23 protein-coding genes are annotated in these 25,073 nt (G+C 34.9%); 5 read left to right on the top strand and 18 right to left on the bottom strand.

Annotated features, from left to right (window positions below):
* Positions 1 to 3: 3 nt before the first annotated feature.
* Genes H0W64_05170 through H0W64_05160 form a run of 3 tightly spaced genes read right to left on the bottom strand, consistent with a single transcriptional unit; the run spans position 4 to position 2,316 of the window.
* Complete coding sequence (locus tag H0W64_05170; GenBank protein MBA3661092.1) at positions 4 to 702, bottom strand: SDR family oxidoreductase; 699 nt, start codon at positions 700 to 702, stop codon at positions 4 to 6.
* Complete coding sequence (locus H0W64_05165) at positions 699 to 1,640, bottom strand: hypothetical protein (protein MBA3661091.1); 942 nt, start codon at positions 1,638 to 1,640, stop codon at positions 699 to 701. The genes H0W64_05170 and H0W64_05165 overlap by 4 nt, the downstream gene beginning before the upstream one ends.
* Before the next feature lie 40 nt (positions 1,641 to 1,680).
* Positions 1,681 to 2,316: a helix-turn-helix domain-containing protein gene (locus tag H0W64_05160; protein MBA3661090.1), complete on the bottom strand. Its 636-nt coding sequence runs from the start codon at positions 2,314 to 2,316 to the stop codon at positions 1,681 to 1,683.
* 403 nt (positions 2,317 to 2,719) lie between these two features.
* Between H0W64_05160 and H0W64_05155 the strand changes: the two genes are divergently transcribed.
* Positions 2,720 to 3,145, top strand: a complete 426-nt coding sequence (locus H0W64_05155) for a hypothetical protein (GenBank protein ID MBA3661089.1) — start codon at positions 2,720 to 2,722, stop codon at positions 3,143 to 3,145.
* A gap of 270 nt (positions 3,146 to 3,415) precedes the next feature.
* On the opposite strand, the gene H0W64_05150 is transcribed toward H0W64_05155, so the two are convergent.
* From H0W64_05150 to queF, 3 genes are all read right to left on the bottom strand, one after another.
* Positions 3,416 to 5,005, bottom strand: a complete 1,590-nt coding sequence (locus H0W64_05150; GenBank protein ID MBA3661088.1) for an esterase family protein — start codon at positions 5,003 to 5,005, stop codon at positions 3,416 to 3,418.
* A 355-nt stretch (positions 5,006 to 5,360) separates the two neighbouring features.
* Positions 5,361 to 6,143 (bottom strand): ankyrin repeat domain-containing protein, encoded by a 783-nt coding sequence (locus tag H0W64_05145; GenBank protein MBA3661087.1) that lies wholly within the window; start codon positions 6,141 to 6,143, stop codon positions 5,361 to 5,363.
* Positions 6,144 to 6,240: 97 nt separating this feature from the next.
* Complete coding sequence (queF, locus tag H0W64_05140; protein MBA3661086.1) at positions 6,241 to 7,080, bottom strand: NADPH-dependent 7-cyano-7-deazaguanine reductase QueF; 840 nt, start codon at positions 7,078 to 7,080, stop codon at positions 6,241 to 6,243.
* A 309-nt stretch (positions 7,081 to 7,389) separates the two neighbouring features.
* Between queF and H0W64_05135 the strand changes: the two genes are divergently transcribed.
* Complete coding sequence (locus H0W64_05135; GenBank protein MBA3661085.1) at positions 7,390 to 7,902, top strand: GNAT family N-acetyltransferase; 513 nt, start codon at positions 7,390 to 7,392, stop codon at positions 7,900 to 7,902.
* Between the two features lie 251 nt (positions 7,903 to 8,153).
* Positions 8,154 to 8,489 carry a hypothetical protein gene (locus tag H0W64_05130; GenBank protein MBA3661084.1) on the top strand — a complete coding sequence of 112 codons (336 nt, stop codon included), beginning with the start codon at positions 8,154 to 8,156 and terminating at the stop codon, positions 8,487 to 8,489.
* A 207-nt stretch (positions 8,490 to 8,696) separates the two neighbouring features.
* Here H0W64_05130 and H0W64_05125 read toward each other — a convergent pair whose 3' ends face one another.
* The 6 genes from H0W64_05125 to H0W64_05100 all read right to left on the bottom strand — a co-directional run bounded on the left by H0W64_05125 (position 8,697) and on the right by H0W64_05100 (position 16,928).
* Positions 8,697 to 10,295 (bottom strand): transglycosylase SLT domain-containing protein, encoded by a 1,599-nt coding sequence (locus H0W64_05125; GenBank protein ID MBA3661083.1) that lies wholly within the window; start codon positions 10,293 to 10,295, stop codon positions 8,697 to 8,699.
* Entirely contained in the window at positions 10,292 to 10,678 is a 387-nt protein-coding gene (locus H0W64_05120; GenBank protein ID MBA3661082.1) for a BlaI/MecI/CopY family transcriptional regulator, read from the bottom strand. The genes H0W64_05125 and H0W64_05120 overlap by 4 nt, the downstream gene beginning before the upstream one ends.
* Before the next feature lie 489 nt (positions 10,679 to 11,167).
* Positions 11,168 to 12,079 (bottom strand): allantoinase PuuE, encoded by a 912-nt coding sequence (locus tag H0W64_05115; GenBank protein MBA3661081.1) that lies wholly within the window; start codon positions 12,077 to 12,079, stop codon positions 11,168 to 11,170.
* A 423-nt stretch (positions 12,080 to 12,502) separates the two neighbouring features.
* Complete coding sequence (locus H0W64_05110) at positions 12,503 to 13,021, bottom strand: hypothetical protein (GenBank protein ID MBA3661080.1); 519 nt, start codon at positions 13,019 to 13,021, stop codon at positions 12,503 to 12,505.
* 441 nt (positions 13,022 to 13,462) lie between these two features.
* Entirely contained in the window at positions 13,463 to 16,069 is a 2,607-nt protein-coding gene (locus H0W64_05105; protein MBA3661079.1) for a hypothetical protein, read from the bottom strand.
* A gap of 187 nt (positions 16,070 to 16,256) precedes the next feature.
* Positions 16,257 to 16,928 (bottom strand): hypothetical protein, encoded by a 672-nt coding sequence (locus H0W64_05100; protein MBA3661078.1) that lies wholly within the window; start codon positions 16,926 to 16,928, stop codon positions 16,257 to 16,259.
* A 296-nt stretch (positions 16,929 to 17,224) separates the two neighbouring features.
* On the opposite strand from H0W64_05100, the gene H0W64_05095 reads away from it, so the two are divergent.
* Entirely contained in the window at positions 17,225 to 17,668 is a 444-nt protein-coding gene (locus H0W64_05095) for a hypothetical protein (GenBank protein MBA3661077.1), read from the top strand.
* A gap of 301 nt (positions 17,669 to 17,969) precedes the next feature.
* On the opposite strand, the gene H0W64_05090 is transcribed toward H0W64_05095, so the two are convergent.
* The gene (locus H0W64_05090) at positions 17,970 to 19,532 is read right to left on the bottom strand and encodes a hypothetical protein (protein MBA3661076.1); all 1,563 of its coding nucleotides are present in this window, start codon (positions 19,530 to 19,532) and stop codon (positions 17,970 to 17,972) included.
* A 528-nt stretch (positions 19,533 to 20,060) separates the two neighbouring features.
* On the opposite strand from H0W64_05090, the gene H0W64_05085 reads away from it, so the two are divergent.
* A complete protein-coding gene (locus H0W64_05085) occupies positions 20,061 to 20,444 on the top strand; it encodes a hypothetical protein (protein MBA3661075.1) in 384 nt (127 codons plus the stop codon).
* Between the two features lie 483 nt (positions 20,445 to 20,927).
* Here the strand turns inward: H0W64_05085 and H0W64_05080 are convergent, their stop codons facing one another.
* The 5 genes from H0W64_05080 to H0W64_05060 all read right to left on the bottom strand — a co-directional run bounded on the left by H0W64_05080 (position 20,928) and on the right by H0W64_05060 (position 25,054).
* A complete protein-coding gene (locus tag H0W64_05080) occupies positions 20,928 to 21,572 on the bottom strand; it encodes an endonuclease (GenBank protein MBA3661074.1) in 645 nt (214 codons plus the stop codon).
* A gap of 129 nt (positions 21,573 to 21,701) precedes the next feature.
* Complete coding sequence (locus H0W64_05075) at positions 21,702 to 22,157, bottom strand: hypothetical protein (GenBank protein ID MBA3661073.1); 456 nt, start codon at positions 22,155 to 22,157, stop codon at positions 21,702 to 21,704.
* Between the two features lie 239 nt (positions 22,158 to 22,396).
* Entirely contained in the window at positions 22,397 to 23,461 is a 1,065-nt protein-coding gene (locus H0W64_05070) for a hypothetical protein (protein ID MBA3661072.1), read from the bottom strand.
* A 253-nt stretch (positions 23,462 to 23,714) separates the two neighbouring features.
* Positions 23,715 to 24,344 carry a hypothetical protein gene (locus H0W64_05065; protein ID MBA3661071.1) on the bottom strand — a complete coding sequence of 210 codons (630 nt, stop codon included), beginning with the start codon at positions 24,342 to 24,344 and terminating at the stop codon, positions 23,715 to 23,717.
* Positions 24,345 to 24,637: 293 nt separating this feature from the next.
* Positions 24,638 to 25,054, bottom strand: coding sequence for a hypothetical protein (locus H0W64_05060; GenBank protein ID MBA3661070.1), 417 nt, complete (start codon positions 25,052 to 25,054; stop codon positions 24,638 to 24,640).
* Positions 25,055 to 25,073 lie beyond the last annotated feature (19 nt).

The following is a 25,073-nucleotide window of genomic DNA, read 5'->3' as shown; positions in this document are numbered from 1 at the left end:
AATTTATAGAACACCTTTTTCAGGGTAAATTTCCACGGAGTCTAGCCTTATATCAAGAGGCAACAAGGCAATGTTAATGATATGCTTTGCGACAATATTAGCATCTAACATTTCTGACTTAGAAAATTCAGGGCGTTCATCCCATATTTCTGTAGCCACAGCACCTAGCGTAACGTGTGTACATCTAATTTTATCAAATTTTCCTTCTTCATTTATGACACCCGATAGTCCTCTTAATCCCCATTTGGAAGCGCCATAAGCACCATTATTGGATAAAGGTATTTTATTTGCCACCGATCCAATATTTATTATTCTTCCTCCACCATCATCTTTCATTAAACTATAAGCCTCACGAGAACAAAGAAAAGCCCCATTTAAATTTGTGCTAATTACTAATTCCCATTCAGATAATGAAATCTTTGTAATGGGCTTAAAAATACCAATACCAGAATTATTAATTAATATAGATAATTTAATTTTATTTTTTTTTACCCACTCAAATAATTGAATTACAGACTCTTCATCAGTAACATCTAAATGATGTTTAACGAGACTTTCATTATTAAAATTAATATCTACACGAGAGTAAGTCCTTGAAGTAGCTATAACATTTACTCCACAGTTAATGAATTCATCACACATTACTTTTCCTAATCCTTGATTTGCACCTGTAATAAGAGCATATTTTGGCAGTGGATTCATAAGTTACCTTCTAATTTTAAAATTGCCCAGTAATAACATTCACGCCCTTCTAACAGCTGTGGCTTAAAGAAGAACTTAAACCACTCTCTAGGCTCAAATTTCCAACATTCTTCGCCAATTCCGAAGAATGGTATAAGGCTTTTTTGATCTACATGAAACAAGTATTCTTTAACTTCCGGCACATCATCATTAATCTCAATAAATAAATTAAGTGAATGATTTGTATGTACTATCAAACAAAAGTATTCGTTTTGATCATTAACAATAATTAAACTTCCACTTTTATCAATAAGGGAATAACTTTTAATTTGATATTGAACTATTAATGCATTAAAAAATTTTATAAAAACAGGATCAGTAAGAGGAGATTCAGTATCAACTGAAATATGAGATAACATAGGTTGGGTAAAATCATAATAAAATTTCTCAGCCATTTTACGTGTATAAAATTGAATCTCTTGGGCTAAGTTAGGACTATCTTTTTGAATAAAACAATCTATAACATTATCATTAAAAGCTGTAATAGCTTGGCTATGATCAGCTTGGCCAGTTAATAAGATTTTTTTAATTGGTAGATGTCGTAAAGTTTGACACAATTGAATTCCATTCATTTCCTGCATATGATAGTCAACAATTATAACGCTAATCTCATTTTCAATTTCTCGATGTTTGCTCAATTCATACAAACAGGGCAGATCAAAGTCTACTAACATGTGTTTAGATGTGGAATAAAAATCATAATCTGTGTAACTTTTCAAAAAATTAATCCGAGTCAAGGGAGAATGATAATTATTAAAAAAATTTAGCACTTCTTTAGGTTTGCAAAATTGTTGAAGAGTAAATTGCGGAAGCAATAGATTTAATGATTTTAAAAACAATAGGTCATCATCAATTGTTATAATAGTTGAGGGAAAGAAAAAAACTGGCATAGTTAACATCGACTGCACTCTTAATTAATATAACAAATTTATAATTTTGTTATTTATTATTTATTATTTTAAATTGTTTTCTCACTTCCATTACCACACCCAAAAATGTATGTTGGGCGGAAGCTGGAATAATTCGGTATCCTTCATTCATATGCTTCAAATAAATATGATCATCTTCATAAAATATTTGTCTTAATGTAGCCTCTTCTTGTCCGCACTTATAAACAATTACATAATCTTTATGTGAAATAGCAATAGTTGGGTCGACAATTAATATAGAATCTTTAGCAAATCCGCTCCAACTAACGTCTTCTATACAAAGAGCATAAGCTTGATCACTATAATGATGGTAAATTGGAATTAAAGGTGCATTAAAAAGAAGATCGCTTTTCCAATTAATTATTTGTTGCCATGTTAACTTAGGTAATTCTCTTTTTGGCAATAATGAGTCACTTCTACTTTTATATGAAATATTCAAGTCATTATCTCCAATCAATTGACTAACCGTGATTGAAAAAAAAGCAGCTAAAGGTAGAAGCGTACTAAGGGTTGGATTTGGATTATCACTGTTTCGTATTTTTTTGATAGTACTCGCCGGCAGACCTGTTCTACGTGCTAATTCGCTAGCGTTAACCCTAGCTTTAGCCATTAAGATGTTTAAGTTGTCACTTAACTTTTCGAACATAGGCTGTCCTTAAAAATTCATGGAATCTTAGCTCGTTATCACTTTCATGTCTATAAATTGTCGATATGTAGTCAATTAGTTATATTTACTTATCATAAGGGATAAAATATACACATTAACTTTTTATCAATCTTTCTTTCGACATTTTATTGACAAAAAATCAATATAATGACATATTTCCCAAAATTACTAAGGAATGATTTGAGGAGAGTTCTGCAATGGGCATGCAAAAAAAGCTTCGTCAGCAAATAATAATTTTTTATATTAAAAACACTTCTTTTAATACTTCACTATATATTCGTTACCATATGAAATCTTCAATACCTATTTTTTCTTCCACTCTCATAAAATAATTATTTTGTAGAGCTTACAATTCAAATTCACTACATTTAAAGGAGTCTAAATGTCTGCAACTCAACCTTTCTATACCCTCTTTAAAGATACTTACAGAAAATTTAATCGCATTGAAATTTTTATATTGGAAGCTGAAATTTTTATCAATATCTGTAAAGAGATTAACTTATTTTTTAAAAATGAATATAAAGAATATCTTTACGTAATGAAAACAATCCCAGAAAAAGAGGAATCTATGTTGAGTCATTTTCATATTTGCTTAATCATTAATGACATTCTTGCTTCTACGCATTATAACTTAATGGGAATAGCAGTTTATACTAATACACCCGAGGAAGTGATTACAGATATTATTATCGGTTGCAATACACAACCATCTGCCATCTTCTTACAACGTATTATAGATTTACACAGAACCATACGTGGCGAACTTTATCAATCTATTGCTGCTAGAATAATTCATTCTGCACCTTAGTCCAAAATGTGTATATATATAAACTATAACGACAGAATTATTTATTTTTTTATTCAGGCGGCTTAGTCTAGAAATTGTGAAAAAGAAGCGGTATTCAACCAATATCGCTTAATTCCGCTTAAACGATCAAAATATTTTTCAGTTAAGCTACTAACGTTTACTCATACAACAATGATTTATATTATCTGTTTAAAATTTATAATATTTATTTTATTAACAAAGTATCTTCCACGTGCACAAAATTTAATTTAAATAAGGATCAAAAGATATTTAATAACTAAATCTCTGCCTCATTCCAACACAGGGATAAATTTGGGGCAAGGCTATGCAAAGACCACTCGCCCAAATATTAGGGCTATGCGGACCATCAAGAATTTTCAACGGGATGTTGAAATCTTTTGCTAGTGTTTTTGTTGCTTGGGTTAATGGTTCTTTGCCTACGATTGGATGAATCGTGCCGGTTTCATTGCGGCCTACTTGGAGTAAAATTTCGATATTACCCTTTGGAACACTTTCTCCAGTGCGATAATCTTTTTGCGTGGCAAACATGTCGTAGATAAAACCTTCATAACTTTCTGCTTCCATTTTCATTTTTTGTTCATTTGACAATGAATTAAAATCAATATGAAACTTTTCATTTGGATCTTTTCGCCACGTGTCAGCATGATCATATTTAACATGGTATTTGTCGCCTGATAATGTGACTGGAGGCTCCCACCACAATGCAGGGGATTGAGCGATAACTTTGTCAAATACTTCGGGATACATGCGCGCTGTGTAGATTGCTTGAATTCCACCCATGCTGGCACCACTGATACCGGCTCCTTTGTCCATAACAGATAATCCTGCCTGTCCTACCGCATGCGGCAATTTAGCTAAGCGTAATGCAGTTTCTGCATTACAACCATACTCTCTAAGTCTCGGTGTACCTTGATCAGTTGGTGGTGTAGGTGCAGAGAATATGACGAGGGATGGCTCCATTTTTCCCTTTGCGATTAAGTTATCCAATATATTCGGAGTGGCCAGGCTATTGCCATATGCATCAGTTCCTATATGCATATCACCATCTAACATAACAATTACTGGATATTGATGTCTCGCAGTTGTACTCTTATCATATTCATGAGGAAGATAGATATGTACTATTTCTTCGCCTTCAGAAAGTTTCGGATTTTCATCTTCACCGAGTGGATCACTTAACACATTATCTCTTCTGTATATTCGTCGTTGTAAGGAGCCAGTTTTTTCTTTTTTTGAAAGTGTTGGGTTAGCGAAGACTTCAGCAACGATCTCGCCCTCAATGAGCGGAATTTGTGTTTTAAAATGGTCGGGGCCAGTAAAGTCTGGCGGGGCACTTAAGTTTCTCGGGTCTACTCTATGTATTCCAAGTTCGCTACTCTCATTTGGAAGCATTTGTCTAGTTGCGACCCAATTCCCCTTCTCCAATGGTTTCATTTCTATGATATTGCCAAAACCTTTGTCATCTCTATAGCTAAGATAAAGCGGTCCCTCTTCAACTAAATTTTTTTCTGGGAAGTAAATAATTTCTATAGAGACGTGACTTGGAATAGATTTTTCAGCGTTATCTTCTATCGGATAAACATTGATTTTGATCATACCGTTGTTTTGGAGCTTAACAGGAATTTCAATTGAATCCAGAAGTATTAATGAATTGTGTTTTGCATGCTCAGCGTTTGAATGTTGATTTGTAATAACGTTTGAATGTTTTGAATGGTCAGACTGGTTAATTAAATTAACTTCGACATCGGATGTTTGAATAGATAAACCATCCTGTATTTTTACCGTGCTAGATACTTTAGCCGCTTTATTTTTATCCTCCTTACCTCTATCACCATTCATACATTCACCTCATTTTCACGCTAACCCTCTTACTATTATAATAAAAAACGGGCTGATGTATTTCATTGTTTTTAATTAAAAAAATCTTAAGATCATAGTTTTAGCAGGGCTTAAATAATCTAAGCATCAGCAGTTAAGCTGGTGTAGGCACCCATCATGTGGAATCAGGAGATAATGCTGACCTGAAAGATTTCATTTATGGGAGTAATGCGGCAACGTTTTTATTATTTAAGCCACCGAGCTCATTTACCGAATGGAAAATCTACACCAAAATACACTGCTATTTATTCATTGATTGAGTTCTGCAAAGCCAACCACTATGCCGAACGAATAATTCATTCAATTGCTTCCTTACTTAATACACTGTCCCAAATCTCTTGATAGAGCTTGTCTTTTGTTCAGTATTTTCAATTGTTGATTGAAAATTTAATTTAGTTTTAAAATCCTGAAATTGATTTTGCATGATATTGACTTGTGAAAGTAATTTTTTTTGTTCCTCCTGTAGCTCTGCATTAGAACGTTCTAAATCATGACATTTAATTTCTAGAGCATTGATTTGTAATGGGGCTTTTCGTATTTGCAATTCATGCTCTTCTAAAATATCTTTGCGAAAATATAGACAATTGTCTAATGAAGTTCGACCAGCTTTATTTTTAGTATGAGGATTAGCACCATATAGCAGTAATAGTTTAATAAATTTTTCCGTACAATAGCTATTCTGTACTGCAATATGTAATGGGGTATCTCCATATTCTTTAGTTTGAGCATTAATATTTGCACCATTTTTTAATAAAAGTTCTACAATTTGTAGACGCCTTAATATCTCTTCCTCATTACGGTCGTCTTTTTTAAGTACATAATGTAATGGTGTAGCATTATCATAATCCTTACTATTTGGGTTTGCTCCCTTTGCCAGCAGATATTCCACAATAGCTGGACTATCGTAGATAGCCTCATGTAAAAAGCGTGCATCTGTATTATTCGGAGATATTTTCATGATTTGATTAAAATAATCCCAGGCGTAATTTAATTTATCTATTTCTTTAGGATCTCCTGCTCTCATGGCTTGCAACATTTGCTCATCCGTACAATGATCAAGTTTTTCATTTGTTAGTTTGAATTCTTTATTCCTAGACATGCTTTTCCCTTTTTGTATGATTATAAAAGTATATAAAGTTATATTAAATTTGATGTATCAGTAGGTTTATTTTTTGCGCTTCATTTAATCTAATCTTTTATTGTCGAGATAGCCTATCATTTTTCATCTTTTTAAAATCCACGTGTTTTGTGCTACGGTAAGGGTTAATATCTAGGCCCCCTCTTCTTGTATAACGACAATAAACCGTTAATTCCTTAGGCTGACAAAGACGTAAGATATCCATAAAGATGCGTTCGATGCATTGTTCGTGAAATTCATTGTGGTTTCTAAATGAAATTAAATAACGTAATAACCCTTCACGATTAATTTTTCGTCCTTTATAAGTGATTAATACACTACCCCAGTCAGGTTGATTGGTTACCAAGCAATTTGATTTTAATAAATTAGAATAGAGAGACTCTTCTACAAGCACTGTTTCGACCGTTAGAGAATGAGTGTTCACCGTGTAAGATGAAACCTCGATATCTAAATCATCAATGCAAATGCCTTCAAACCCTGAATAGAGTATTTCATTTCCCGCTAAGGGGAGTGGAAAAATACCCACATTGACAGCCCCACCAACACGCTTTGAAATATCATTTTCAATGGTTGTCTTTATCGCCTCTACATCTTTAAACTTTGAATAGTTGAAGGAATTAAAATAAAGCTTCATCGACTTTGATTCAATGATATTAGGTGTATTACAACCATAAATAATTTGGGCTAATGCAACAATGGGTTTGCCTTTTTCATTAAGCCATGACACTTCATAATGATTCCATAAATCAAAACCCGAGAATGGCAATGGATTGGGCACACCAATTTCATTGCGTTTATTTTTTCTTGGCAGCGGTAAAAGCCTATCCGGATTATAAACGGCGTCATATTCAGATTTTTTGCCAAGTTCAGATATACAAGTGACTTCGAAATCGATCATTGTTATTTGTCGTTTTATTGTTATTTTAATTGACTATATTTTACTGGCAAATTAACAAGTGTAAACCTTAATCAATCGGGGAATGGAGATGGTTACACACAATATTAGATTTATTTCAATCATGATTATTCGAACTAATCACTTAGGTCCTTGATTATTTTGAAATTACTACTTGAAAAGGTGTTATCGACTGTATTTTCAAGGATTTGCGTGCATTCTGAGTTCGTCACCTGCAACTAAAATTAGGTAGGATTAACTTGTCGTTTTGTCTTATCATCCTATTGAATAATGTCGAAGGCTGATCATGATATGGAACAACCCATTCATAGTTTCAACTTTAAATCATTACAAGAGTCGGATTTAGATTTACTTTGTAGATGGCTTGATAATCCGCACGTGAAAGCATGGTGGAACGATGCGCTAACCCATGAGGCGATAAAGGAAAAATATCGGAAAAGAATTGGCGACAAGATCATTGTCCCTTTTATCGTGTATTTGAATAATCAACCAATTGGCTTTATTCAATATTATCTTGCCAACAAGGTAGGTGGCGGCTGGTGGCCGGACGAGAAAGAAGGCACCATTGGGATAGACCAATTTATTGGTGTGAACGAGTTAATTAACCAAGGCTATGGACAACAAATGATAGCAGCTTTTGCGCAGAAAATGTTTAGTAATGCTCATATAAAAAAAATCATCCTTGATGTTAATCCAAACAATGTTCGCGCTATTCGCTGTTATGAAAAAGCTGGCTTTCAATTTGTTAAAAAAATCCTGACCCCAGATGGACCAGCCTATCTCATGGAGCTAAAACGCCTTTAAAGTTTCAGCGGGTGAGGTTTGCAATCATTTGAAAAGGGTGCGTGTGCCCCCCGCAAATAGTTGAGATATTTTGGTCGGAAAACCATTTGATTTCAAACTTCGAAAATAATTTTTCAATCTGTCCTAAATAATGATCCCGGCATACACCACCTCCTTCTAACTCAAATATGCCGTAAGTACCGTACTTTGAATAGAACCCATCATACCGAGATTGATTGATTGGATCATCACTACAGGTCGGTCTTTCTTTAATGGCAAAAGTTTTTGAAAAAACGCGAAGCTTGATTGGAAATGATAATAAGAATGAAATTTTTGTTGCAGAGTGTGATGAAGTTGCGCGTTTCTTAAATAAAGAACCTCGCAAAGCATTGACCATGGATTTTTCTATTAGTAAAAGCAGCGAGAGACGAATTGACTTCTTGTTGACCCAACCTACTTTGCAAATAGAGGCAACAAATGAAATTAGTTTACCCAAAAGATTAGAATCAGTAAGTAAGGTGAGTAAAACGGGACTCTTTCCGCCGAATACTATTCCTAAGGTAGCTACGCCTGCTTCTGAAGTAAGTCTCAACCTGAACCACCGCTAGTAAAGATGGTTAAGTTTGAGAAATATTAATTGGTGTTAATCTAGTTCTGCATGATCATGTGCTGAGAGCGTCTGCCTGTTTATTATTTAAGTAAATTTTTGCACGATAAGTTATAACTCGTTCCGCAAAACACAAGTCCATTTAATTACAATTTAAATGGACTTAGTGCGTATGGACTAATTAGTTTAAACGATAAAACTTAAAAAATTATCCACGAATTGTAATTAAATCTGGATTGTTTAATATAATGACGGCCGCATCAAACATCGCAAGAAATTTCTTTAATTCTTTCGGCGCAGCGGGTGATCGAACTAAGGCCCATGGATCACGAGATCCCGTATCTTTAATGAGTTCTTCTGTATCATCCTCACCGATTTCATAAGCAATAACAGCTAATCGCCAATCATTAAATTGAGCATATAATAATTTTAAGTAATTAATTGCCGCTTGCGTAGATAATTGTGTATTCAATCGATCATCTTGTTTAGCATTTACTTTTAAATGAAAATGTTTAGCGGTACTAGGTATGAACTGCCAAATCCCAGCGGCATTCATTGGGCTTTTAGCTTGAACGTTGTAACCTGACTCAATCAACGGCAGAGCTAGCAAATTATTGGGAATGTCATTATTCTTTAATTGCGTTTCGATATAAAGCTTATATTTTTTCATGCGCTCTAAAGATGAAATTATATAATCTCGGGCTTGTTCGTTACCTCTTATATTATTTATTTCGCTAAGTACTTCAGGTGTTATCACCGTGTTAAGATTTGAATTTTTTACTATTTTCGTAAGTTCCAAAGTAGTAAGGGGTTGCTTTGCACCATGGCTAGTTAGAGCATAAGCTAAGGTGCCTGTGAAAAAAAAGCATGTCACGTACGCACAAATTAACGCGACTTTTTTATTTTGTAATTTTTTATAATCAAACAACATGGTAACTCTCCTATTTAATAGTAAATACTCTTTTTTGGACGATCCTATTATTCCCAAAACACCGCGAGGTAATGCTAACTCCGCCATTGTTGAAGCTGTATTAATTAGACATTGTGCATAGTCGGTGCATGAAGTGTTTTTATGTAATATAAGCGATTCATCACAAGCAAATTCCTGTCTTTCCTTAAACCATTTACACCATGATTTAAACAACGGGTTCCAAAAGCAGAAAAAATTCATGACTGCAAGTAAATGCAACCAATAGGTATCCTTTTGGCGTAAATGCTGCAATTCATGCCGGATTGCAAACTTTAGGTCGTCACTTTTTTGAAGAAACGAGTGCGGAAGGATGACAAAATGCGAGTTTAGAAATGACCAACAAAAAGGAATGGCAGCAGTTTCAGAAAATAAAATAGAAATATTGTTAATCTGACGATGGTGATGCGCTCTTTTTGATATTTTTTTTAAATTCAGGATATTGGCAAGGTATTGAGTGAGAGAAATGGAAAACCCAATTAAAAAAAATATAATCAATAGAATATTGATAGACGGTAGGATGGACGGTGATTGGATCACTTCGATCTGAGAACTAAGTACAGAATGTTTCTCCAAAAATTTCACCGAGGCATGCTTTAAAATGGGTGCGAACTGAAAATGAGTTGTTTCGAAAACCGGCAATCTGGCAAGGATGAAAGGTGTAAGAAAAAAAATTACAAGAGTTATAATGAGCGCTTTTCGGGCAAGTCGTAATTGCTGCAATTGGGTAAGCGCTGTACTGATAAATGACGACTTTAAAATGAGTCGGATAGTCAAATAACTAAGACCTATTGCGACATTTATCATTAAATAAGTATGTAAACTAATTAGACTACTCACTTTGATAACGCCTTTTTTTTGGAATCTAGTAATTGCTGCAAAGTATTAATTTCATCAATTGATAATCGATTTTTATCAACAAGATGAGCTACAAGTTGCGCTGAATTTCCAGAAAAAGCATGTTGCACAATCTTTTTGATTGAATGCGTCGCATATGTCTCTTGGCCTAGCAGAGGTTGGTAGATATGTTGACGACTAACTTTCTTTATACCAAGGACCTTTTTCTGCTGCAAAATGCGGAGCATAGTTGATACTGATGTATAAGCAAGGTCGCGATCTCCAGGTAAATTGGCAATAACATCATGCACCGTCCCCTCGCCTAACTTCCACAAGATTTCCATAATCTCAAGTTCAACAGGTGTTAAATAATATTTTTCATGCATGGGCGGCACCTTTAAAATTAATCTCGAGACATCTTTATAACTAAAATTTTAGTTTTTATCAACTAAATTCTTAGTTATATGAAATAAGGTTATTTTTAACATCTAAAGGAGGTTCAGTAGAACTTGGGATTCGTCCTGCCAATACCTCTTCTCAATAACAAATCTGATAAAGGGTCACATTAAATTATTAATGAGGCATCTTAATTGATCACTCATTATAAGCAGCAAAGGTGATCAGCAGAGCGAGTTCATGAATTACAATTTAAACGGTATTCAAGAACAAATAAATTAGAGTGTTAGTCTTGCGAAAAACTTTTTCACAATTTTGCATAGCAAAATCGCTCAAGCTGAATAAACTGAAAGTTCATTCACAATTTGATAATTTCAAATCTATTTGAGAAACTGAGTCGAAGTGCAAGTTTTTAATATTTAACCTATTGATTTAATCATTGCCAATTTTTACGCATAACTTTCCCCCTGTAGTTTGAATTAAGTCTTCTTCTTATACGGATGGTTTTTCAGCCAATATTCTGCAATCTCACCTCGGGTACAAATCCAAACGTTTTGATACTTTTGTATGTATTCAATAAAACGTCTAATTGATTCCGCACGTCCAGGTCGACCACATAGACGACCATGCATCGCGATAGTCATCATTTTGGGATAACGTTCTCCCTCACGATACAAGCAATCAAATCCTGCACATAGATAATGGAAAAAATCATCCCCTGACATCCATCCCGGATTCATAGAAAATTTAGCATCATTATTATCAAATGTATAAGGAACGACTAAATGTGGCTTTTCCTCTACAAGTGTCCAGAAAGGTAAATCATCTGAGTAATTATCAGAGTCATATAGAAGACCAGCTTCAACCACAAGGGAACGCGTGTTTTTGCTACATCTTCCAGTATACCAACCAATAGGTCGTTTACCTGTACAAGCCTCAATACTGTTAAGGGTTCGAAGAATATCTTGACGTTCAGCTTCCTTGCTTACATTGGCGTAATTAACCCATCGATAACCGTGACCAACGATTTCATGTTTTTTCTGTGCAAGAACGTTAGCCAAATCTGGATTTCGCTCTAATGCTAAACCGGTAGCAAAAATGCTGATGGGTAGATCGAAATCAGTAAATATATTGAGTAAACGCCAGATACCAGCACGACTACCATATTCAAAAATTGATTCCGTAAAAAAATTTCTTGTTCCGATCGATGAAGTTAATCCTGCAATTTCAGCAAGATAGGTTTCAGAGGCCTCATCACCGTCTAAAACATTAGCTTCTGAACCTTCTTCATAATTTACAACAAAATTGATAGCTATTTTGCTGTCTTGTGGCCATCTTGTTGTTGGCGGGAATGTACTATAGCCAATAATATCACGCATACTCATTCTCATTAATTTGTAAAATTGATTTCATAATATGTAGTTATTGGATGATTGTAATCATGTTTTTATGGATTTTTAAATTTTTTTTATTCAAAAATTCATTCAACTTATTTTAACTAATCCACATCCACCAAGTCCTGCGCCACCTGCTTTAGATAATGATGTTGGCAAACAATATGACAGTGACCAGGAAAACATATGTTTAAAAAAAGGATTGTCTCGCAAGTTTTCTAAAACGGAATTTTTTTATAACTTCAATAAACGGTTGCTGATTTGTCCCCTCAACAAAATAATTTAAAGCTTTCTATGCTGCGGTATTTAATCATCCTAATCTATTATTAAAAAAATTTTTATTAATTGATAAGAAATTCATAGAATAAGTTAACTAAATTATTAGTTAACTTATTCCTTAAAAATCAATAATAGAGATATTTATCGAAACTGACGCATAAATTGTTGATGTTCTTGTAAAGCGTCTCCATCTTGTTCATATTTTTTAAATGCATCAAAATTAAACTTTAATGCATAAAATTTATCGCCACAAGTCGCAGAATGTAAATAATTTTTATGATAAAAACCATTATGCTTATGACCATGAGGAATATGATCAAACTTTTTATCGGCCAATGGACTGTTGAGAGCCATTGTTAATAACATTTGGGCGCGATGTTCATCGATGGAAAAATAAGCATGATAAGCGATATTCATAATTGCTTCAGTGATTTTACGAGCTTTTGATTGTGCAAAACACTCGTCGATTTTATCTAAATTTTTAGGTTGATCGTTTTCAGAATAAAAATTCAATGTGGCTTGATTAAGACGCTTTCCATGCAAGAGTTCAAAATCCTGTTGGCGTTCTGATTTATCAAACCGGTAAGTAGTTGCGAGCAATTCACCGAGTTTTTTTACTTCATTATATAGCTCTTCAATTGTGTATTGTCTTGCTTGCATTCTGATCAAGTCCTTACTTAAAAATAATGATGGTAAAAGATGTAAATGAAATTGGATCAATTTAATATGCATTATAGTTGACCAATTCTTTCAAATCGTTAGTCACGGAATTACCCGTAACATCAGCTATTATTAACCAGAATTTATTATTACTAAAGATTTTGTTAGCCAAAAGCGCAACAATTCTCATAACCAACATAGGTAGTTCGAGTCAGTTGATCAAGGATACTAATATCAACCTGGGTCGAGTTTCTTGCATCATACTACTCACAAGATTCCCCATTACAAAATAGAAAGATCTTCTGTACCCAATGACCCTACTTGCCCTAACTCAAAATTGTAAAGCTCGCGTCAACGCCGTAGCACTGACTGTTCTCCTTGCTTTTGGTTTCAATTAAAAAAAGCTTTATTAATTCAGAATTAATTACGAGTCAATTTGCATTAGGGTCTTGGACTTAGTTCAACATGGTCGCTTTCCTTCGCTTCCGTGCGATTTAATATTTGCAATTGCTTATCGATTAGCGCAATGTTTTGCCCTCTATTTTCAACTGTTTCTAACCCCTCAAGACTTTGCAGGAGCCTTTTCATATCGGGTTCATTTTGAAAACGTTGCAAAATCAGACTCTTTATTTCATCTGATAATGGAAGATAATCCGCTCTAAATTTTTCGCGGTGGAGTGAGTCCAATTGGCTATAAGGCTTGAGGACAGTCTCCAAGGACTTTAAAGCATCATATTGATCCCAAAATGAATTGATTGCGTTAGGAGTTCTTAAATCACTGTGCCCTTCATGGACGAGGGATGATTTTAATAATGCAATATCATTTAATGATTGATGCTGTAATATAAGTTGCTGAAATTGATCCGTGTTGAGATGACTTAAAGCATTGTTAAAAATAATTCTTTCTTTATCGCTTAAAGTTGAATAACTTCGTTCCACCATGGCAGGGTTAGGATTACTTAAATATTGCCATTCTGTTATTCGGTTCTGTACCAGGGAAATTTCTTGTGCCAACTTTGGATTAGAGCGAGCATAAAGTTGATAGCTCACGTTAAGAACGTCAATAAACATCGCTCTATCGTCAAAAGTTTGATGTTGCAACATAATTTCTTTTTGATCTTCAATCGATAATTGAGAAAATTGCACCCTAAAGTTATTTTGTTCATCGCTATTTAAGGCTGTGAAATTAGCTACTAACAAAGACATACCGCGTCGTTGCAATTCTTGATCAACGTTCTCAAGCTTTTTAACATTATCAGCCATTTCCTTACTTAAAAAGAGTGTTGATGTTGATAAAGTCCTATCGATTTTTGCCAATTTTCTGGCATTTTTTAAGCTTTTTTCTAGAGGAACCGCTCGTTCTTTATTTATTGTCTTTGCTTTTGAAACAATATCCTTATCCGAACCATACTTATTTGTTGAAATTTTGTCATGTAATATAGTACCTGAAAAACTAGAGGCTGATAATGCGGTAATGGCTCCTACAGCTCCCGTGATGGCAACTAAGGCGATTGGCATCATGCCTGCAGTCAAGATTGATCCAGCAATAACTGTCAGGCCTATGATAATTGCAGCGGCCCCGAAAGCCATGATTTTCCAATTTTCTTTCCAAAATTGTGACATGGGCGAGGTAAAACGATTGATCGCTTTTAAAGTTTTTAAATCACCATTAATGGTTACACGATCTACAAGACTCTGTCCTTTCTCAGTTCTAGCATCAAGCTTGGGTTGAGTTATTCTATTAATGCTTTTCCATTGCGGAGTTTTACGTAACGGTTGAATGACTTTATCGGTAAGCAATTTGGATTGTGTTGCGGTTGCATTGATTCTTCCGGTTAATATTAATTGATCAGTCATGTTGGTTGCAAAAAGCGCGGTTCTAATTCCATCCCTTAATGTCTGTGTATCTTGATAAAATTTAATTGGGGGATCATTTGCATCTACTAACATCCAATTTTTTTTAACAGGATCAAAGCCGATGCTAATAGCATGCACATTAGCATCTAGACTAATTGATAATGGAGATGGATATTTATTTTTTTCAACGATGTTCTGCAATGTATCCAGCAATACTAGTAATTCATCTTTATTGTAAACACCGGTAAATTGGTCAGCGATGACGATGCCCCCTGCTTTAGCTAAAGATTCAGGTGTGACGATCGACATGGGTTTAGTTAGCTTATCTCTTGGAAGAGGCGTATTTTTTTCGTGTAAAGATTTATGTTGATGAACGTTTTGGTACATTTCAACACTATCTAGAAAGGGCTTAATTTCTAAATTTTCTACTTCATCTCGGGTCAATTGAATATTTACGTTATTTTCTAACCATAATTGTTGTTTTTTATTAAGTGGTAAGTTAATTTTTGATTGTTGATTAAGTCGTATTAAATCTTCATTGATCCTAGCTTCGCTTAAACCCTTTAACTTTTCTTTAGCTAGCTGTATAAGTAATACTTTTTTATCTTGCGCTTGATCAATTGATTTAACTAAAGTAGTAGGCGTATGATTTTTCATTCTAACGAGGCGATTGTTAAAATTATTTAATTCTGCGAGATTTCCATCCGCGTCTCTTTTTTCATTCAAGAGAGCATGGGCGGCTAGCATCCCCACCCCGTGACACCACCCTTGTGATTTGATTTCATAACCCAATGCGTTTAAAGAATCTTCTATCCAATCTTGCGTATGATTTTTATTTTTTGCGACAGGTAAGGGATCCAAATTCAAGTTGTAATCAACATCTTGTTGCTTCAATAAGGTGATGATTTTTACATAGGATGGATTTTGGGTATATTTTCTCTGTCTAAACGCAAGGTCAAGAAGGGTTATGCCATCATAGGTTTCATAAAGATTAATGCCCCTATCTTCTAACATTTTTAATAAAGTAAAGTTCCCTTGTTTAACTGCAAAATAAGCGGGTGAGAATCCAGCCTTCGTTCTTAACGTGACATCAATGATAGGATTAGCTAGTAAAGAGATTATTGCTTTATCGTCTTGATCCAAGATAGCGAGGCAAAGCTTTGCTGTAAGGATTTGTTTATCATCTGGCATAGAAAAGATATGCTCATGTTTGGATAAGATAAATTAAGTATAGTCGATTATTTTTCATGCAACTTTATGTTAAGTACATAATTACATTGGATTTTTATAATAGCGAAGACTCATAAAGGTAGGAAGTTTAATAGAAGGAACACAGATTCGGTTTACAGCTAGGATTTAATTTTATTAATAAACCAAATTATAAAGCGGTAGGATATGAGCGAAAGCCAAGCGAACTACGATCCAAAGTTACCAATCCTCTTGCCCCTATGAAAATAAACCAAAAACCTAAAGCCTGTAACAAATGATAGAGGGAATTATGATTCAAAAACGTAGGGTGAATATTAAATCCAGTCTGCTGAACTGCTGCAGCAAGAAAGCTAATTAAAATTCCAATCATTATCCAACGAAAAGAAGTTATGGTGGTTTGTATTAATTTATAAATCATCACGATGAGAAAGAATAGAATAGCTGGAAGATAGTTTAAAACAGCAAGGGAAAAATTTTGGGTATAAAAAATAACAGCACCTGCATAAATCAAAAACAAGCCACTCGAAAAAATAAGCCACTTCGAGAGTTGCTTAGGACCATGAAGAAAAAATCCGCCTAATAACCAACAACTCACCGCAGTGATGCCAATTGCAAGAAGAGTACCTACCCATAATAAGTGATAACCTAATGTCGATTTATCAACAAAAAATCCATGCACGGTGCCGCCGAGAAATGAAGCAACGGCGCCCGATAGATAGAATAAACAAAAGAGTAAGATAAGCATATTTTTCTTACCCACGCTTATATATATATTCCAGGCAAAGCCTAGAGAAATCATAGCAAGGACATAGTCGGTCAGCGCAACACTCGGTTCGTTCATCTAGGCCTTACCTCACTATTTTGTAGACCGATAATATATATAGAATGGCAGAAGCAAACCTGAAGCACAATTTGATTATTACTCATAAACTTTGCACTTAAGTTGGCATTCATTACGATAATCTAGCAAAACTAGCCTCGTAATGGGTATGTGGTGATTATCATTGGTAATGCATTGAATAACGTACATGTACGATCATAAAGATTAAGTAAGGTTTAAGCGGAAGACATTGCCAGAAGGTAAAAATTTTATTATCTTTTAACGGAATTCATTTTCTAAAATACAAAGGAATAATAATGTTCACACTCAATCAATTTTCATCTCTTTTCTTAGCCTGTATTGTAACCAGCGCTGCTTGTGCTCAACCTAACTTAGTTCGGGTTTGCTTAGATATTGACAATAACCAATCACAGGCTCATTTTCGGACTGGTTTTTACAGCACTGATTTTTTTGATGATGGCAGCGCAACGCGATATATACAAAATGGTAGAATATGCCAGGAACATTTGTATAAACATGGCCCCAAAAATCTTACGGTCTGGGTAAAAGGATCACAAGCCGGTTATGGTCAACCCACCACAATTACGTTAGATAAAACGTCGTGTGAAAATTTTTATACTATACATAACTCATCTGTATATAAAAGTTATCGCACCAGCAATACAAAGGAGTTTTGGAATTTTCGTTTGATCCAAACAGATTATTTAGTTTTTAACTTAATATGTGAACGCCAATCCTAACGGATAGAGACGCGACTTTGAATAAAATCAACGTCGCGTCAGATAATTTCGACGTTTCTTAGCAAGAAGGAAAAAAATAGTCAAAGAAAATCGTTACAATGCATTCTCTTCGTTAATACTTTTAAAACATTCTAGCCGATATTGTATTTGTAACACGGTGCCTGTAACTGTAATTCCTGCTTAGTACGCCGATTCAATTTTTCGGTTCGCCAGTCTCTAATCTATTCGCATAAGATCTTTTTTAAAAAATAACTTACATATTAGTATTTTTTATTTTGAGTAGTTAATTTTATTTCTTCATTTAATAGCTATAGCCTGGTCGCATGGTGGAAGATATTTTATTATCCGACGCATTAGTATCTTCTTGATTAATGACTGGATACAAGGGTATGTAACTTTGTTTATCTTGATCCTCGAGTGAATGAGTCTCTGTATTACGGTAAGGTGCTTGACCTATACCTAATTGCGGAATCAAATAAACTGTGCTGGAACTAGATATTGAAGAGGTAACTGGAATATGAGGGGAATAATACAAATATCCAATTCGAATCAAATCTTTTGATAACTTCTCAGGATGGTTTTTGATCATCTCTAGCAATTGCATTAATTCTTTCTTTTCTTCACTACTCGCAGTCTGTCGCAAAGGGTTAGTCCACCCCATTCGATGTTTGGTGCGATGGATAGCTCTAATCATTCTTTCAGCGACTTGAACATCAATTTGATTTTCCGTGAGATTGTTTTTTTGCTCCATGGAGAGTTGATACTTGCTGGGATTTGTCGGATTGATTTCATCTCGGTGCATTAAGTATGAAATTCCCCGACTAGAATATTTTGCAAGCGCTGTTGCGAGACCTGCCCCAACCCCCGCTCCTCCCATGGCGCCCAAAATCACGCCCAGCCCCGTGCCTATCCCGGGCACAATAGAGCCTAAGGCTGCACCTGCAGCCGCACCCGCAACCATGCCGCCATATCCTCCGACCAAAGCACTCCCTAGGCGAAATAGACTACGCATTGATTCATCCCCAATCTTGCGCAAGGAACGATACCCTTTCAAAGTCGCATAAGCAGCCCCAATTAAACCCGATAATACGAGCACTATGATGGCAAGAACCGCAGCAATAACTGCCGAGTTTTTGCCGTCACCATCCCTGATGCCGCTGCTAATCGAAGATGAATAACCCGAATTTGATGAATAGTAATTTCCCTTTGAACTCCCCCCTACGCAAGGATAAGTACACGACGCCGTGGGGTAATTAAAATGCGAATAAGATGGTGTAGCGTTTAGCATTAGATAATACCAAACCCAATTTGGGCCGGAATGCCTTGGGCCAATATCAAACCAGGCTCCGGATTCTTGCAATTTTGTTTTTTCTTTAGCGGGCAACCCCTGATAGATTTGAATAATTCGCTCTTTCTCTTCAAACGATTGATTATTCCACCAGGTTTGCATGGTTTTTGCAGTTTCCTCACGGACCGCTAACCACTGTGTTAACTGGAACTGTTCAGTGAGACGGACTGCCGCCTCTTCTAAACTTCGACGTAAATATTGCCGGATGGCATTTTTGTCTTCTTCAGTTAAACGCGGACCGACTGAAGTGTGGAAGAGCAAATCATAAATATTTTGTGGATCTTTTAACACTTCGGTTATTGCATATAAATTAGTTAAGTCTTGATCAGCAAGCTCGAGGACGTAATTACTCTCTGGATTGGCAAAATTATGTAATGTATTGATGAGGCCAATTAATTCCCGAGGTTCTATGCCTTTTTGAGTGCGACTCATCAAAGGTCTATCGTCGAGATAATCTCTAAGGATTAAATCTACAGCATCAGATATCTTATTTTTATATGGAGTGGATAAAATCATAAATTCCTCGGGGTTACGGAAGGACTTCAAACTGAGAAAGACATCAGCATTTTATCGGAAAGCGATGTAGCGTCAAGGCATATGCTTTGCACGGCTGATTATTAAATAAACTAGAAAAGAATTGATTTAAAAAGAAGCAGTCTGCGCATGGTAGCAAATGCACCAAATGCATCCTTTGAAGTGTAAACTTTTTATTGATAGGGTTTTAAGTCGATATCAATCTTTTGGTGATAGAAATCTGTCAATTTTCTTATTATCACCTCAAGTCAATTCTTCATTGTTTGGTTTGCAAACATATATTAAACACTTAAAAAGTTTGGGTACATTAAAATCCATAGGTCAATGGTAGGCAGCCATATAAAGCACCCATTTTTAATGGATGGAGTTGACACATTACTAGATGAATTTTTTCCATCCTTTTGCTAACATTCTCTTTCATTTCGAGATGGACAATTTCTATCTAATTAAGAATTGTCTATCAGGATTAAATATGTATGGAATTTATTACCTTTTTAAAAAGGATTTACGATGCGATGTATTATAAATATCTTTATTTTATTATTAGCCCTTACTTTTTCTTTCGATGTATTTGCTAAAGTCAATTGCCCGCCGACTGAAACTATTACCAATTTACATTTTGTGCGTGCAGATGGCGCTGCAGGTATTTGGGATTTATTTTCAGAAAAATTCCATCATGCTGATCGAATCTGGGAAGTAACTTATACCGTTTACTTACCTTCTGCAAAAAATAACGAAGAAGCGCTTCGATTGGGAGAAGAATTTTATAAAATGAACATTGACTTTTTTGATTCACCTCTAGGCAGAAGCGATGAAGATAAACAGGTATGTTATTATGCTCAACAAGAAGCAACCTATTTTGTAAGAGCAATTTCAATGTCATCCAAAAATTAACATCCTTAAGGGAGAAGCATGTTTTGCTATCAAACGCAGGTTTTTCCATAATTTAAAAGATGGATTTTAAATGTACGTGGTGTAGAAATATTTATTTTACCCTTTTTATTCAGGGTGAAATTGTCTATTCCCAAACGTTTTGAATATCGACATGTTGCATCGAAACATTGGTCATAAACGGTAGTCTCATGGCAGGCCTTAGCAGAAATTTTCCTGAACTGCTGGGGTATAAAATCATAGGAATTAGCTTTTGTACAATGAATGTGGGAAATAGAATGACTTGTAACTTTAACGTATCGCCCCTTTGTCTTAAATGGAGCACCTAGGTAATGCACACAATGGACGTTATTGACTTGATGGCACTGATGCGTACTGGCAAATACATTAGAAATATAAGTTAAAAGTAATAAGAGCGCTATGACTAAAATTTTCATTTAAAATGATTTCCTGGCTTTAATTACAACTATCTACCTTATAAAACAATCACTTTATCTTGAGCTCCATTACGGGTGATGAGTGCTTCAATTTACCATGATGCACGATCAGCGCGTGATACTCACTGTATATCTTTACATTGGGGGGCAAAGCTTCATAAAATAAATTTTGCAAATCATCATACTTCCATTTTTTTTCAATAATACCTAATTGTATTAATAAACGCTGAGTATAATTATCAATTATAAAAACAGGACGATGAAATACATACAATAAAATGACGTCCGCCGTTTCCCTGCCTATGCCATTAATATTTAAAAGCGCCTTACGCAAATAAGCTGTCTTATATTTCTTTAAACCCTCAAAACTCCCGCAGCTAAGATACCATTCGGTAAAATTTTTCAAATACCGCGCTTTTTGGTTATATAATCCCGATGGTTTAATATATAACGCTAATACTTCTAATGTTAATCCGTTTAGTTTCTGCGGCGTTAAGCAATTTTTTTCGTGAAGAATGGTGAGTGACTTATCGACGTTTATCCAATTTGTATTTTGAACTAAAATAGCACCAATTATAATTTCGAAAGGAGGCTTCGACACCCACCAATTTTGCCAACCATGCATTTTTAACAATTTCTGGTAAAGCACCCGTAACTGTTTACTCCTTAATTGATCGTCATCCTTAGATAACATTAATATCACGCCGTGTGAATGGAGATGCCCTATTTATCCATTACACTCTAGAGCCTGTCAAGATGGAATATTTATATAATAAAAATGACGTATATATTTTGAAATTACCTTTCATTGATGTATTTACAACTAATCAGAAGTCATAATTTGACAACTGAGTTTATATGCATGCTTATAATAATCGTCATCATTAGGGATTTGCGTTAAAAGAAAGATTGCTTTAACGTTTTTACCCACATATCTTTTCGGCAGGTCAGCTACCCATCCAGGACGCGTGTTATGAAACAATCTGCAGTTCGGTTCGCGAATAATTTTAATCGAATTATAGTCATGAGATACAATGCGAAATGACAAATCTTTAGAACCTTCACTATAGGTATGATTGACACACATTGTACCCTGCTTGATAAATTCCGAAAATTTTCCACGATCGCTATAATCCCTACTGATAAATCCAGTCTGGAAAGAATTCGTTGTAGGGTTACGATATATAGTGAGACAAGCTTGCACATTTTGTGCAATCTCGGCATGAGCGGTCGTTGTAATAATACTGAGGGCAAGAAATACAACTTTTCTTAGTTTCATACATATTTCCTTTAATTATTTCAAACTGCTTCTTAGCCTATTTTAAATCCATTTGGTTAGTGATGAGAATGTTAGCACCACCAAAATCCACACACAATTTTTCTATGGAATCACTAAGTAATAAAAGTTTTCCGTGTACATAAGTTGCGCTTTATATCCTGTCATCGGTATAAAACATTACGCTTTGCCTTAAAAAACTTTTTGCACGATATGAAAGGTGTTGTTAAGCCCCATGTAGTTTATTTTTTTAATCCAACGGTAGGACTTAATACCTGTTTAACAACCAAACTATTTCGGACAAGGCTATCACCCTTTTCAGCAAGAAAGGGATGATGCTGTAAGTTATATTTTTTATAGATAGCATGGATAAAAGCTTCGTAGTTATCACGATCTTCCTGGTTATCATACATATAACGTGGATGACTTGAACGTTCAAGTTTTAGGAGGAAAACTTCATTTTTACCTTGATTAGCAAGTGCTTGGGCAATCCTTTCTGTGTTAACACAGGGAACAACAGCATCTGTTTTTGAAGTAATAAAAACTACCGGCGTTCCTTCAGGAAAATTGCCGACACTTTTGAGTGGTGAAGGGCCGTCCGGGCTATACTGTATCAAATTCCATCGATTAAAAAATCGAAATCCTAGATTCAGAGCTGCAGTTACTTGGCGCGTCATATATTCTGATTTAAATACATTCGCAACTCTTCGCGGTAATACTTCGCTCACTGAATCTATTGCCCCCTCTAGAACTACCAACCGAACTGGAGGGTAGTGTTCCTTAGCATAAGCACAAAATGTGGCTGCCGTACCACGGGATACACCCCATAAAATAAGTCCTGCGGTTTTATCTTTTTTTTCTACCCAAGAATCATATTTTTTTCGATGAGATTGCATGTCAGTTTCTTGACCGATACTGACTTGGGAAAAAATTGGTGTATGAAATTTTACTGATTCAATGGTAGGTTGAGGTGCGTAAAATTGATATCCTGCGAAACAATTAATAGCCCATGTTAGTCCAGCGCTCACGATTTTGATCGGATTAAAAAAAGCTGCATAACTGTCAAAAGGATGTAGGTTAACATCAGCAATTTCTACACCAATATGGACTCTATAAATAACATTAAGGGGTGCAAAAGCATTACGCCCTGTCGACCACATTAATTCTCCAGTTGTCGCTACAATCTGCCGATCACCGATATAATTTAAAACTTGTGTTTGCGAGCTTCCATTCCCTTGATAAAATAGAACATCACATACCTCACCATTAACTTCATCGACATTTGCGGTTTGTTGCCGTGCATCCATACACTATCTCTCTATGTTTATTGTTTAAGTAGTTATGACATAGAAAAATAAATTTGACTAGCCTGTCAATACACAAATGCAATTACATTCCTTTCAAAATGTAGGCTTATGATGAGAGATTAATTTATTGAAAATGGACTATCAACTTTTAAATGAGGTTAAAGTCAAAATAGAGATCTTTGGGTAAACGTTAATGCATTTCCCAAGTTACTTTCTTCTTAAGTTAGCTAACATAGGGTAAGTAATACAATGTTTACGGCCTTCTACGAATCTGGTTCTCATTTTCCTTCATAAAATCATTTAATTTCAGAGGTGATACAACTTTTGTTTCAGCTTTAAAATTGAGAATGAATCGATGGTAATTATCGTTATAACCCAAATTAGCTATATCACTTTTACTTAAAGGAACTTCTTCTGTTGAATTTCCTTTCTTAATGCTTGCAAAAAACTGGTCTTTTGAAGATGAATATCTAAAAAGAAAAGTACCTTCTGGTTGGTCAGCTAATCTTTTAATTGCTTCGTTTCTATCTATTTCACCGTGAAAACTTTCATCAGGGAAAGACTTGGGAGATTCTTTTACTTGGGAGTCACGCTCATATTGTGCTGTTGAAAGAGGAAATATTTTTTTAAATGGGGTATCAATGGTAGCTATCAAGTTAATAGTAAATCTACTGTAATCGGAGTAATCCAGATTAGCAATATCACTCTGAGTTAATGGAATCTCGTCTGTTGAGTTTCCATTCTTAATACTTGCATAGTGTCGATTTTTAGTTGAAGAATATCTCACAATCAAAGTGCCATCTGGATAATTAGCTAACCTTTCAATAGCCTGATTTCTGTCTAATTCTCCATGATCAAGTGCACCTAAATTTCTTGGTTTCATCTACGATACCTCTATCTTCAATTATTCTTTAATTATAGAACAAAAAAATAAACGCAATCATATTTAATTTGAAATTAAACAATTATTTCAATAAAACCATTACTATAAAGTTGCCTTGAGCATCGTTCAAATACGAGTTAAATTCAACCCTTCTTTAACCTTATTACAATCGAAATATTACATCCCTTAAGCTCGAATAAATACATTAACAAATCTTTAGATCTTGCCTACGATTAAGTAAAAGTTTACCCAACCTTCAATAAATCATACTTTAAGCACCGAGACGGACTTCCTTAAGACTGACGTTCACATATTAAAGTAAAAATTAAGTAATCCTTTTGTTTTAACGTAAAATTCCAGAATTCATGTTTTTGATTTGTCCGATAACTTTTCAAGGCAACAATATCTTCGCGAACGTAAAAGTCATTACAGGTCGCTTTATCTAAGACAATGGTAGGAGTTTGAGCAGAAAACGAAGCTGCGCCAGCTACCCATACCGTAAGATTTTTGGGGCCATGCTTATACAAGTGCTGATGACATATCTTACCTCTCTGAATAAATTTAGTTGCATTTCCATCATCAAAAAAATCCGTGCTGTAAAATCCACTTTGGAAATAAACCGGTGTGTTGTTGTGAAGATTTAAACATACACGGACTAAGTTTGGTTCAGCCCAAGCCCCATTTGCTGCGAAACTTACTAATAAGAACAAAAAGAAACGTTTAATGTAA

This window comes from Gammaproteobacteria bacterium (assembly GCA_013816845.1).
Classification (GTDB): domain Bacteria; phylum Pseudomonadota; class Gammaproteobacteria; order DSM-16500; family DSM-16500; genus Aquicella.
This window is presented reverse-complemented; position numbering and strand designations above follow the sequence as displayed.